Origin of the sequence: Pseudoclavibacter sp. RFBG4, assembly GCF_002931515.1 — a bacterium.
GTDB lineage: Bacteria > Actinomycetota > Actinomycetes > Actinomycetales > Microbacteriaceae > Pseudoclavibacter.
In genome coordinates this window covers 11213-23655 of record NZ_PSYC01000035.1, presented here as the reverse complement: position 1 = coordinate 23655, position 12443 = coordinate 11213, and the positions used below count along the sequence as shown (strand labels likewise).

13 protein-coding genes are annotated in these 12443 nt (G+C 62.4%); 10 read left to right on the top strand and 3 right to left on the bottom strand.

The window, feature by feature from the left end:
* Positions 1-16 precede the first annotated feature (16 nt).
* The 3 genes from C5E10_RS13350 to C5E10_RS13340 are packed head-to-tail and all read right to left on the bottom strand — an operon-like array spanning position 17 to position 1719.
* On the bottom strand, positions 17-775 hold the full coding sequence (locus tag C5E10_RS13350; RefSeq protein WP_104332054.1) for a hypothetical protein: 759 nt from the start codon (positions 773-775) through the stop codon (positions 17-19).
* A gap of 13 nt (positions 776-788) precedes the next feature.
* Positions 789-1091 (bottom strand): hypothetical protein, encoded by a 303-nt coding sequence (locus tag C5E10_RS13345; protein WP_219820366.1) that lies wholly within the window; start codon positions 1089-1091, stop codon positions 789-791.
* Between the two features lie 10 nt (positions 1092-1101).
* Positions 1102-1719, bottom strand: coding sequence for a DUF6668 family protein (locus tag C5E10_RS13340; RefSeq protein ID WP_104332053.1), 618 nt, complete (start codon positions 1717-1719; stop codon positions 1102-1104).
* A 142-nt stretch (positions 1720-1861) separates the two neighbouring features.
* On the opposite strand from C5E10_RS13340, the gene C5E10_RS13335 reads away from it, so the two are divergent.
* The 10 genes from C5E10_RS13335 (at position 1862) to C5E10_RS18910 (ending at position 12353) form a co-directional block, all read left to right on the top strand.
* Positions 1862-2188 (top strand): helix-turn-helix domain-containing protein, encoded by a 327-nt coding sequence (locus C5E10_RS13335; protein WP_258063905.1) that lies wholly within the window; start codon positions 1862-1864, stop codon positions 2186-2188.
* 161 nt (positions 2189-2349) lie between these two features.
* The gene (locus C5E10_RS13330) at positions 2350-2901 is read left to right on the top strand and encodes a hypothetical protein (RefSeq protein WP_104332052.1); all 552 of its coding nucleotides are present in this window, start codon (positions 2350-2352) and stop codon (positions 2899-2901) included.
* A 2-nt stretch (positions 2902-2903) separates the two neighbouring features.
* Positions 2904-3995, top strand: a complete 1092-nt coding sequence (locus tag C5E10_RS13325) for a M23 family metallopeptidase (protein ID WP_104332051.1) — start codon at positions 2904-2906, stop codon at positions 3993-3995.
* A gap of 12 nt (positions 3996-4007) precedes the next feature.
* Positions 4008-5588 (top strand): AAA family ATPase, encoded by a 1581-nt coding sequence (locus C5E10_RS18915; RefSeq protein ID WP_146080277.1) that lies wholly within the window; start codon positions 4008-4010, stop codon positions 5586-5588.
* Between the two features lie 2 nt (positions 5589-5590).
* Positions 5591-6439, top strand: a complete 849-nt coding sequence (locus tag C5E10_RS13315) for an FHA domain-containing protein (protein WP_104332050.1) — start codon at positions 5591-5593, stop codon at positions 6437-6439.
* Positions 6440-6691: 252 nt separating this feature from the next.
* Positions 6692-7024: an Lsr2 family protein gene (locus C5E10_RS13310; protein ID WP_104332049.1), complete on the top strand. Its 333-nt coding sequence runs from the start codon at positions 6692-6694 to the stop codon at positions 7022-7024.
* A 199-nt stretch (positions 7025-7223) separates the two neighbouring features.
* On the top strand, positions 7224-8126 hold the full coding sequence (locus C5E10_RS13305) for a type IV toxin-antitoxin system AbiEi family antitoxin domain-containing protein (RefSeq protein WP_104332048.1): 903 nt from the start codon (positions 7224-7226) through the stop codon (positions 8124-8126).
* Entirely contained in the window at positions 8123-8746 is a 624-nt protein-coding gene (locus C5E10_RS13300) for a hypothetical protein (protein ID WP_258071126.1), read from the top strand. The genes C5E10_RS13305 and C5E10_RS13300 overlap by 4 nt, the downstream gene beginning before the upstream one ends.
* Before the next feature lie 1007 nt (positions 8747-9753).
* Complete coding sequence (locus tag C5E10_RS13295; protein ID WP_181062766.1) at positions 9754-10917, top strand: DUF262 domain-containing protein; 1164 nt, start codon at positions 9754-9756, stop codon at positions 10915-10917.
* Positions 10914-12353: an AAA family ATPase gene (locus C5E10_RS18910; protein ID WP_146080276.1), complete on the top strand. Its 1440-nt coding sequence runs from the start codon at positions 10914-10916 to the stop codon at positions 12351-12353. The genes C5E10_RS13295 and C5E10_RS18910 overlap by 4 nt, the downstream gene beginning before the upstream one ends.
* Positions 12354-12443 lie beyond the last annotated feature (90 nt).

The following is a 12443-nucleotide window of genomic DNA, read 5'->3' as shown; positions in this document are numbered from 1 at the left end:
ATCGGACGCATGGGCATCACGCTCCCCAGGCGGTGTACCCAGCGAGGTCGGGGATGGGCGCTGCGTCCATGGGCTTCGCGATATTGGAATCAATTTTCCAGTCGCCGTTTTCCCACACCAGGTAGTACATCGCCGACACGATGATGTTCTCGCCATTCCCACTGAAGCGGGCGGCGATGTCCACAGTCGCTCGTTCTCCGTCGTAGCTCAGGATTCGGTATCCCGCGATCTGTAGTCGCGTGCCTGGCCCGGCATCTGCGCCTGCTCCCTGAGCGAGAAATGAGTCACGGTATTCGCCTTCGGAAAGCACGACATTCATCCACTCTTCGGCCGTTGCGACATCGCTTCCCTGCGAGAGGGCGTTCGCGGCGAAGAACAGAGCGCCGGTTGGTGAGTGCTGATAGCACGTCCGCGCCACGCCCTCTGACGAAGCAGGTCCGTAGGTCGCCGACGTCGGGTACGGGATCGCCATTTGGTAGGCCCACTCTGCTTCTGGAGCAGTGGGAACACTCCCGGACAGCTCCACACCTGGAAGGCCGCAGATGCTCTCGGAGTCGGCTGGGACTGCCGCTTCGACTGTCTCAGGTGGTGCCGCAGGGCTGCTGGATCCTCCCGGTGTCGACGACGCCAGAGGTGCCTCGTACTCGTCCCCGTTCAACGCTCCGACGACGGCCAGGGTGATGCCGAGGGTCGCGACGATCGCGACGACGATGGCGGCGACGACGAAACCCGGGCGCGTGAACGGGCTGGAGGTGTTTTCTCCGTTGTTGGCCATGTTGCAGCGCGCCCTAGATCAAGAACCCGATCAGGGACGTCGCCGCCGAGATGATGATGACGCCGCCCAGAGCCATGGCGATCTTCCCGGCGTGCTCGCCACCTTCGCCGCGGCGCGAGTTGACGGCCATCATGGCTCCGGCAGCGACCAGGCCAGCGATGCAAACCGCGAGAGCGACCCACTTCAGCCAGCCCAAGAGCGTGGTGATGCCTTCGGTGCCTGGGGGCTGAACGGGCGGGGAATCGGGCAGTGCGACGGGGGTGTTCGCGGCGAATTCTCCGATGAGGGCGGCAGCGGTGATGAGTTCAGGGCTCATGACGGTCCTTTCAGTGGGCGGTGCTTTGGGCACCGGTGAGCGTTGCGGTCAGATCGGTGACGAACGCGCGCACGTCTTTGTGCGCGGTGGCGGCGTCGAGGGTGTCTCCGAAGCGGAGGGCGTCGCTCCAGGGCAGGTGCCACACGCGGGGGACACCGCCTCGGACGACGGCGGCGAAGTCGCGCAGTGGTTTGGGGAGCTTGCCGGGAGCGTCGGCGACGATCGCGAGCCCGACCACATCGACGAACGGCACAAGGCCGGCACCCCACTGCGTTGCCGCTCGTTGCGCGGCGAGCAGACCCTGGATGTTCGAGCGAGCGACGATCACGACTCGAGCGCGAACTGAGGCGTTCGCGATGCGCGGCCAGGCATGCTCTGCAGCGGCCCAGGAGGGGGAGAGGGTGGCGAGCGAGGATTCGCCGGCGCCGCCGTGTGCGCCGACGAAGTAGAGCTCCGCTGCTCGAGGGTGGTCGCGTACCTCGAGCTGGTCTGCGCGATCGGGGGCTGGTACTCCGAGCTGCGGTGCTGAGGGGCCTTGCAAGCCTGCCCAGGAGCTGATCGGGGGCGGCTGCACCTCGACTGCAGGTGTGACGGGCTGGGAGACCCATGGGTTGTTTCCGACCGTCATTTGTTCCCTCCCCGGATAATGAGCGCACACCTGCGTAGACAGGAGTCGCATCTAGCACTGCGCATCTGTCTACCTGAGTCCATCACAACACACAGGAGTACACAAGAATGCACATTAGAGCATTTTGCTATACGGTGGTCCCATGTCGCGCAGAACAGTCATCGGCATCGTGATGACGAATGTCGAGGGCCCGAGTGGGCTCGAGGAGATGTTCCGTGGCTACCCGCGCGTGCTCACGGTCCCGGAAGTCGCGGACCTGCTGCGCATGACGAAGACGAACGTCTACCGCTGGTTGAAGGACGGCACGATCCCGGCATACAAGCTCGGCTCGAGCTGGTTCATCCCGCAAGACCAGCTGCGCGAGGCGCTCGAAGCTGGCTCGAACGCGAACCCCAACAACACGAAGTCCCTCGCGGATCTTCCCCTGGGCGACGACCCCGACGAAGAGGTGGGCGCCGATGACAGGTGATGTTGACGGCCTCGCTGCGGTGCTCAAGAAGGGAACTCTCCCGGGGTACATGGTCGCTCGGACCTGGTTCGTAACGCGGTACGGCCAGGAGCGAGGGCTCCGGACCGGATCAAACCACCCCACCACAATCCCGGCATGAAGCGAAGGGCAGAACTCCCCCTATGACTCACCACGCACGCTCCACCGCAGGCCTCGCTCTCATCGCGATGCTCGCCCTGACCGCGTGCGCGACTGAGCCACCCGCCGATCCCGGAGCCGCCCCGACGGCCACAACGACATCGACGATGGTCGTGCCAGACCTCGACCAGTTCACGCCGCCACCCGCGGGCATCATCGACGACAAAACCGGGCAGACCACGGGACCGAAAGCCCCGGCCGTCTGGGATGACGCGTCTCGCGCGGCGGTGATTGCTGCAGCTGAGACGGCGATGACGGCTTACGCGCGTCCGAGCGTGGATCCGAACACGTGGATCGAGGACCTGACGCCTCTGCTGACGCCGAAGGCGGCGAAGGACTACAACTTCATCCGCAACGGCAACCTCCCCGCGACCCAGGTCACGGGGCCTGGCGTGATCGTCAACGACGACAGCGTGTACCTCGCGCACGTCGAGGTGCCGACCGACGCCGGCACGTGGACGGTGATGATCGTGCGCGAGTACGGCGACTCCCCGTGGCTCGTCGAACGCTTCACGCCTCCCGAGGGGATGCACTGAGGGTGGAGGGGAAGAAGGGTTCCGGCGCGATCATCGCGATCGTCGCCGTCCCAGGCGTCGTCATCGCGCTCGTGCTGAGCCTGGTGCTGCTGCTCGGCACCAACGCGGACGCCTGCAACCCCGCATCCGGCAGCGCCAGCGGCGTTTCCGTCGACCCGAACAGCGTGCCCGACGGGAAGATCGCCGGCTACGAAGGTGAGCAGCTCGTGAACGCCGCGAACGTGATCCTGGCCGGCAAAGACATGGGGTTGAGCGTGCGGGACCAGACCACCGGCGTCATGACGGCGATGGGCGAATCGACGCTCAACAACATCGACTACGGCGACTGGGAGACCAGCGGCGTCACCAACCCCGACGGCAGCCCGACGACGTCGATCGGCCTGTTCCAGCAACAAGACCACTGGGGGAGCAGGGAAGAGCGTCTGGACCCGTACCGCGCCTCCCAGATCTTCTACTCCGCGATGGAGATCTCCGTCCCTTTGCCGGAGCGGGACTCGGTGGAGCCGACGCTGGTCGCGAACCGCACGCAGGTCAACCTCGACCCGTACTACTACGAGCAGTTCTGGGACCCAGCCGTGCAGGTCGTGGAGGAACTTTCCGGCACCACGACCGGCCTTAAGAGCGGCGCAGGCGCCCAGGTGTGCTCGGGCGTTGCCGGCACCCCGGGCCAGGTCTCCTCGACCGGCTGGGCAGCCCCGGGAGAAGGTCCCATCACGGACCCGTACGGGATGCGTATCCACCCCATCTACGGTGACCAGCGGCTGCACTCCGGCACCGATCTTGCGGCCGGCGGCTGCGATGGCCCGATCTGGGCGGCCCAAGCTGGCACGGTCACGTTCCGCGGCTTCGACTCCGGCGGCAACGGCACCATCACTCTCGATCACGGCGAGGGCATCACCACCAAGTACCTGCACTCCTTCGAGAGTGGGCTGTTGGTGAATGTTGGTGACACCGTCCAAGCTGGGCAGCAGATCGCGATGACCGGCACGAGCGGCCAGTCCACTGGCTGTCACCTGCATTTCATGGTGCTCGTCAACGACGAGACCGTGGACCCCGAACCTTTCCTCGCCCAAGTGGGCATCACCCTCGGATAGATGGAGCACCCCATGGCCACGAATCAGGCAGTCCCCGTCGTCACCGCCTTCACCGACGCATCCGGCACCGGACACATCGCAGTGGACGGCGTCCAAGAGCCGTTCGACGCCCCCACGGTTGACGTGGCGCGGGGGTACATCGTCGACAAGCTCAGCGCGATCGCCCGCACCCGAAACGAAGTCGTCCGCGCAGCGACCACTGACCCGGACGGCGTGTGGACGCTCGTCGTAGACCCGCAGGGGCGCGTGCAGGCCGAAGTGCAGCACCGCAACGAGAGCATCGATGAGGACACCGCGCAGTCGCCCTCGAGGCCGCGCCGCGAGCCGAAGCCCATCACCGCACCACAGTCGATCGTCGCGACCGAACCCCCAGCACCCATCGCCCCCGTGCAACTCCCCGCCCCGGCGGCTTCCGCTGCTCCTGCAGCGCCGAGCTACGAGGCTCCGAGCGCCTTCATCTCGACACCACCCGAACCCCAGGCGACACCGGCGCCGGTCCCCAGCTATGCATCACCTGCGGCCCCCCCGACGGCATCTGCTCCAGCGGCCAGCTACGCGCAGCCATCCGCGGCCCCCGCCGCGTCTGCTCTGGCGCCCACCTACGCGCCACCCCAGGCAACACAGACACCTGCACAGCCCCAGCAGTCGCAGCCGGGGGATCCGCAGAACCGCCGCGACGCTCGCCGATCGTTCCTCACCCAGGAACAGACCGAAGAGCCCGCAACGAACGGATGGCGCGGCGCGCTCTCTCGCGTCGGTATCCGCCTCAGCCCGTCCGAGGACGAACGGGCCGAACGCGCTGATGTGCAGGCCGTGAGCCAGCACTGGCCAGGACCTCGCACGATCGCCGTGGTGAACGCGAAGGGCGGCAGCTCGAAGACGCCCACGACGATACTGCTGGCTGCCGTGTTCGCGCGCTTTGGCGGCGCCGGCGTGCTCACCTGGGACAACAACCAGACCCGCGGCACGCTCGGCTGGCGCACTGAACAGGGCCCGCACGAATCCACCCTCCTCGAGCTGCTCCCGCAGGTGGACCGGCTGCTGTCGACCGGAGCGCAGTCCGCGGACCTCGCGCACTACGTGCACCACCAGACGCGCGACCGGTTCGACGTGCTCCGCTCGCAGCCCACGAACCTCGCCCACGAGCAGCGCATGGCGCCAGCCGACGTCGACGCGATCCACGCCGTCGCGTCGAAGTACTACCGGCTCGTGTTCATCGACTCCGGCAACGACGAGTCCGACCCGATGTGGCTGCGCATGATCGACCACACCGACCAGCTCGTGCTCGCCACCACCACCCGCGACGACCACGCCGAAGCCGGCGCCCTGCTCCTCGAGGCGCTCGCCCAGCGCAACGAGAAGTCCGCGCAACTCGCCAACCAGGCCGTCGTCGTCGTGAACCAAGCCAACGCGAAGGGCAGCAAGGCCGACGTCGACCACGTCGCAAACGGCTACCGGGGCCTGGTGCGCGACGTCGCGACCATCCCGTTCGACCAGGCCATGGTCGATGGCGTCCTGCGCTACGGGTCGCTCGGCGCGAAGACCCAACGCGCGTGGCTCGCCGCAGGAGCGGCCGTCGCGAGGGGACTCTGACGATGCCGCACACCCAGACCCTGCAGCAGGCGCAGCAGCTCGCCTCGTGGCCGCGCATGGTCGCACTTGTTCGACCTGACGGGAGCGGTTCGCTCACGATCAACGGCACCGAACGTGCCTGCGCTGCAGCGTCGCTTGAGGAGCTCCGCACCGGCGTGATCGCCCGCTGCGTTGCATACGCGATTCAGCTCGGTCGCCCCGTCCGCCTCGACGTCGACGAGACCCCACATCAGTGGACACTTGCTGTCCGAGCCGACGGCATCGTGCAGGAAGTCGACGAGACCGGCTCCCTGCCGACAGCGGAAGGGCTCGCGCCGATCGAGGGGCGATGCCGCGTCTGCCGGCACCTCGAGCCCGTCATCGCGGACGCGTGCTCCCAGTGCGCGACTCCCGAGCCGCACCGTGTCGAACTCGATGCAAACGTCAGCGAGAGTGCCCAACTCGCCACGATCCGCGATGACGAGAGTCAAGCCGAGCAACCGCCGGCAGACGAAGCTCCCAGAGAGCTCAAGCAGCGGCTGCAGCTGACGCTCAACGGGCACGCTCCCATCGTCGTGAAGGGGTATGCGGCCATCGGACGGGATCCTGAGCCGGTCAATGGGCGGACTCCCATCCGCGTGCACAGCCCCGAGCAACTCGTGTCCCGCACACACCTGTTCGTCGACGTCGACGAGGCGGGCCGCATCATCGTCACGGACAACAGCTCAGGCAACGGCACTGAAGCGCAGACCGAGCCGCCCATGGAGCTCGCCGCCGGCACGCCATATGCGCTTCACTCCGGTACGACGCTGCACTTGGGCGACGCCACGTGCCGCATTGATCTCATTCCCGCTCGGGCCAATAGCGACTGACGGTAAGCACCGTCATCTCTGAAATTCTCAGGGGAATCGGCACGCTGAATCGAGTGGGATTCCCAGTGGCTGCGGGTGACCCGCTTTGGGCCGCACGCACGCGCGTGTCCGCCCCACCCAGGCTGGTCTTGGTAGCGTCAGGAACTTCGAGCGAGAGCGCATCCGGAATCATGCTCCGCAACGAATTCACCACGAGCACGCAGCGGAAGAGTGCCGCGTGCGATCGTCGACTAATCAGAAGGAAGCATCCTCATGGCTAAGAAAGTCATTTACCAGCTCACCGACGACCTCGACCAGAGCACCATCCCTGACGGCGAAGGCGAGACGGTCACGTTCGGTCTCGACGGCACCGCCTACGAGATCGACCTCACTGACGCGCACGCCACGAAGCTCCGCAGCGTGCTCAACCGCTACGTGGAAGCTGCCCGCAAGACCAGCGGCAAGAGCGGCTCCGCGAAGAAGGCATCGGGCCCGAAGCGCGACCTCAACGCCATCCGCGAATGGGCCCGTTCCAACGGTCACAATGTCGCCGAGCGCGGACGCGTCTCGGCCGACGTCGTTGACGCGTACGACGCAGCTAACTAGCGACGCGGTGACGGCCTGAACGCGTCGAGCTATATCTCACCGAATCTAAGTTTGAGTCTAGATAGCCGTAGACACTCCTAGATTTCGTCACTGAGAGCGACGTGTCCAAGTGGCCCGACGACGTCCCCGGACGGGGATGAACCTCTCCGTTGGTCACCTGAATCTACTTTTGTAGCGCCGTGGGTGCGACAATAGTCACATGTCAGTTTTTAACTCTCTCCGTGCGCTGGTCGACGTCACGTCGAACCAGTGGGGTCTGGTGACGGTGAAGCAAGCTGAAGCTCACGGAATCCGGCGCGACCAGTTGAGCCGACTCGAGCAGCGTGGCCTGCTCGATCGGGTTATTCGGGGGGTGTACAAAGACGCTGGTGCTGGCTCTGATGAGCTCGATGAGCTGCGAGCGCACTGGTTGGTCCTCGAACCGGGGGCAACGGCCGCTGGGCGTTTGGCTGCGGGGCGAGAGAGCATCGTTGTCAGCGGGTCCACCGCGAGCTACCTCCATGGCTACGGAGATTTGCAGCCCTCCCCATTCGAATTCAGTACTACGGAGCGACGACAGTCGAAGCACGCGGGGCTCCGGATGCGGCGGCGGGAGCTTGCTCCCCGTGATGTGACGCTGCGCGCTGGTCTTCCGGTAACGACCATCGAGCGGACTATTGTCGATCTAGTGGCGGACCACGAGGACGTGAGTCTTGTTGGCGATGTCCTGCGAGACGCCGTTCGAGCGCGATCGATCGATTTCGCGGTCCTGGCGCAGTACCTTTCGCCGCTGGCGCGCGCCAATGGTTTCGCGAAGGACGATGGCAGCGCGTTCCGTGAGCGTCTCCTCGAGCTGTCAGGCTCAGACGAGCGCACGCAGCTGACGAGGATTCTGAACACACCAGCCTTTGCGGAGGTCCTGCGCGCGGTCCTTAAGGTCGAGACTCCGAGTACAGGCATGGGCGCCTTCGGGGATGCCCCCGCCGAGGTCGTCCTTGTGACGAGGCTGCTGGCGAGTGCGCTCGCCTCTCCGGGGTTTCGAGCGCTTGTGGCGGACTCGGCGGCGTCGCTCGAAGAGTTGCAGCCTCTGGTGGATGCCGGCATGTATTCTTCGCGACGATGACGCAACCTTGGGTAGCTCCTGCCATGGCGGGTTACGTGGACGAGTCTTCAGCACCTCGAGGCGAGGGGCAACGTGAGTACCTCATCTGCGCGGCGATCGCACCCACGGCGGAGACGGAGGCGATCCGTGAGCGATTGCGACCCCTGCTCAGGCCGGGGCAGCGAAAGCTGCACTGGACGGATGCTGGTTCCGGCGACAGGCGAAAGATCGTAGAGACCATCGCGGCGCTCGAGCCGATGAACGTCGTCGTGACGCATCTCAGCGAAGCGCAGCGCAAGGAGGAACGGTTTCGACGTAAGTGCTTGGAGTTGCTCTACTTCGAGCTCGTCGGCACAGAGGTGTTCGATCTGACGCTCGAGTGTCGAACTCGCGCACAGGACAAGAACGATCGAGCGCACATCGTGGCGCTGCAGGGCAGTCACGGCCTCGATAGGCGTATGCGCATCGCGCATGTTCGAGGGGAAGCAGAGCCGATGCTCTGGATCGCTGACGCAGTGCTCGGCGCCATCAACGATGTGCATCGCGGCGAACCTGGGTACCTGCGCATTCTGGAGCACACGATCGTGTTGAACGAGCGGACGGCCAGTTCCGTTGTCCCCAGGCAAGACGAAAGGCCCTAGATCCAGTCGTCCGGCTGGTCTTCTAAGGCCTTCTTCCCGATCCGTCGTAACGGTGGGCGTGCTCTAATTTACTCTCACAAGGGTGCGCATGCAACCACTCCGAGGGGTCCGGCGTGGTTCGGGGGCCCAGAGGGTCGCAGCAACGTGTGCCTCACCTGCAGTGAGGTCGACTCTGCTGTCGAAGGCATCCAGATTCGGCTGCAGCGGACGTTCATGGGGCCGAAGCCTGTGACGACTCGATCGGGCCGCTGTAGTGACGTGTTCCTGCACCTTTGTGCCGAACTGGGATGGGCCGGATTGTCGATCTGCACCGCCACTCCCCTGGCCAAAATTAAAATCCGATAACCTTTATTATGACATTGTGCGACCGAGGCTGCTGGTGTGCTTGAAGACTCGACCTTGCGCTGCACTAGGCGTTTGGTCTAACGGATCCCCCATCTTTTATCGTTGCTGGTCACCCTAATCCTCAGAGTGATGTGCAGTTCAGCTAGTCACGTTCTGGTCTTCTGCCTGTCATCTCTGTGAGTTGCAGGCGCGGTGAGGCGCTTGAATCGAGTGTGCTGCTTAGCTCAGCGGGCGGAAGCTGCGGCGACGTCATCCGACTACTAGCTGATTTCGTGGGTTCTCAACACCACGAGGTTCGCGAGGTGTGTCAGGTCCGAGCAAGCGAATCCAGTATCGAGTGTTCGCCTCGCAGAGAGGTGCTGCATTCGCGGGCGTCCGGCTGGCAGCCACGAACTTCTCGCGGTGCCAAGGCGGGCGCATCTGGCCGGATCCTCGATTAGTTGCATCTGATCTAGTGATTTAGTGGTGACGAGTATAGTTCTCCGGGGACGCTGCCGTCTCAGATTCGGTGTGCTCTATTCCTAACCATGGTCGAGTCCGGGGGTGACCTACAATCCGCCATACGCCCGTCGTGCAGGAGAAATCCTGATGTCAGGCCCAGACATGTCGTACCATGACTCATGTAGTTGAACCTAACCATGACGTACCTAGGGAGTCTGTCCATGAGGTTTCTATCTCAAGACCCGGATATTGAAACGATTGTCCGGAGAATAAAAGACGGCGACTACGATCTTCAGCCTGACTTTCAGAGGGGTGAAGTGTGGACTACGCAGAAGAAGAAACGTCTCATTGACTCTATACTCAGGGGCTGGCATATTCCGCCTATACATTTAGTTGCTCGAGAGGACGAACGCAGTGACGTCCTGGATGGTCAACAGCGGCTCACAGCGATACGCGATTTCGTTCAAGGAAAGTTTCCTATTGATGGGAACATCGAGCCAATCTCCGAGGCATTGGGGCGTCTGGATGGATTGCGCTTTGGCGAATTGCCAGAGTCAACCGCACGCACTTTTCGTAAATCCACTATCCGAGTTTTCGAATTGGTCGACTTTCAACCTGACGAGCCACATGAGCTATTCTTCAGGTTAAATCAACCCACAAGCTTGACAGAGGCAGAAAAGCGCAATGCCTTCGTTGGTACCGCTAGAAATCAAGTGCGGGATTTGACAGCGTGGGCTACGGAAAGTCAGTTACTCACTGAGAGAATCGGCTTCTCGAATGCACGCATGGCGTACGACGATATGCTTGCGAGATCGCTAGTTACTCTTGAAGTGCACTCTCTCGATACGAAGATAACGGCCTCTTTGGTTACGTCTCGTTATAGAGAAGGTTCTCCGTTCGCGGAATCTGATGTCGCAGCAATGCAGCACGCAATGCAAATTGTTTTGCCAGAACTTTATGCCGTCGGAGTCGAGGGTACCGTATTGCGACCCAATCGAGCGACTCTCCACACTTGGCTGACTACAGGTGCCCAACTTCATCTATCCAATGCAAGCCCCGATCTCAACGCCGTGTTTGTGCAGACCGTGACGAAGATCGAGGCTGCCCGCTGGCTGAAACAAGATGCAGTGGGTTCTCTCGATCAGAGGCTGATTGAAATTTTCCAAAACAGGAGTACCGCCCGCGTGGCTGACGTCTCGTCAATCATTGTTCGCGACTTAGTCACCTGGATGTTCATGGTCACAAGCCTTGAGACGGCTCCCACTCTCCCAAAGCTGCAGCTGGCTGCCGCGGCTTGGGAGCATGTGGTCAAGACGAGCAATCTTGAGGAGAGTCTCTTGAAGTTTGCATCTGCTTTCGACTGGGGGAAGGTGGGCTGGGAGTGAGACACGCAGAGGTTGCCGCAGCCATACAGAAATTGACGAAACGTAAATATACCTCCTCTCTTACGCGAGTGGAGCTACACCTTTTAGATGTGGCATCAAATACTCAGGCCCTGAAATTTCACATCGCCACAGGACTGGGCGTTGTCACCGGCGGCAATGGTGCGGGTAAGTCTACCTTGCTCAGGGCATTGCGAGCATTCGACCAGAGCACGGTTGGCGATTGGCCGGACTATTTAAGGTCGGTAGAAATTAGCGGAGAGAGCAACGGGACGGCTTGGAAAGCTCTCGCATCGCGAAACGATGGGTTGCTTGATCAAGGAATCACTATCACTGGAGACCATCCCAAGGTGACTTGGATGGATCCGTCTTTAGAGTCCGAGCGTGTCAGGGCACGGTTGGGTCTCGATAGTAACTTCAAAGACCTGCTAGAAGGATTTGACCCAGCTCGCCTTGACCAGGCATGGGTGGACCACACATCTAGGCTGCTACGTCGGCAGTATGATTACATCGAGGTAGTGGAGTTTGACGGCGAGGATGACTCAGTTATGCCTTGGTTCAAGGTATCTAGTCACGGAAGCACCTATGACACTCTAAGCATGGGTAGGGGGGAGCTCTCGGCCATCCATCTGGTGTGGAGGCTTTCGCGGATCTCGAAAGGGGAGATCGTTGTGATTGATGAGCCAGAGGCTAATCTGGCCACCTACTCACAATCGAAACTGAAAGATCTTCTGGCTTATATAAGCACGAAGGGTGACACGCAATTTATTGTTGCCACGCACGCCCCAGACTTTTATTTGGGGCTTTTGGGTGACTGCGTAACAGTGGCGGAAGCTCTTCCGGTTCGCGCTGCCAGAGGTCCCATGAGTTCGCGCGCGGCTGCTAGGGCGCTTGGAGTTCCTGCGCGCCCGTCCCTTGTGGCGGTAGCCGAGGACGCGGCTGCGGGCGCGCTTCTCGACGCCATCATCCACGCGGTTGATCCCGCGATCCAAGATTCAGTCCAGCTCTGTCATGCGACGGACGGCGAGTCCCAATTAGCGCGGATGGAGAACGAGCTGGTTACAGTCGGCGGTGCGCCTAAGATTCGAATCATCCCCGTCTTTGATGGGGACCAAAGAAAACGCGGCCAGTCCTCAGATCGACTCTACTTGCCTGGCGATTTGGCGCCTGAGCAGAATATTCGCAGTGTCTTGACCAGGATGTTGCCTGTTCTAAGGGACGATTCGCTGCGCGAGGCCGGTGTCTCCCATCCTCAAACTTTCAGGATGAAAATATCCCAACTCGACGGGTCGGACCACCACGACTGGTTCGTGGAACTTTCGCAAGAATTCGGTAGCTACGCTGTTCTTAGCGCCGTACTTGTTAACTTGTGTATGAAGGATAAAGACTTTGCACTCGACGCTGGTGACCTAGTGCGCAGGATTCGCGCACTGGCCTAAAAGCACAGTTATCGACGACCACTGACGGGCGAGGCGGAGACGGTACTGGCGACGTGGTCGGACCGCAGGATTTGTACCCTGCTGGCGGGA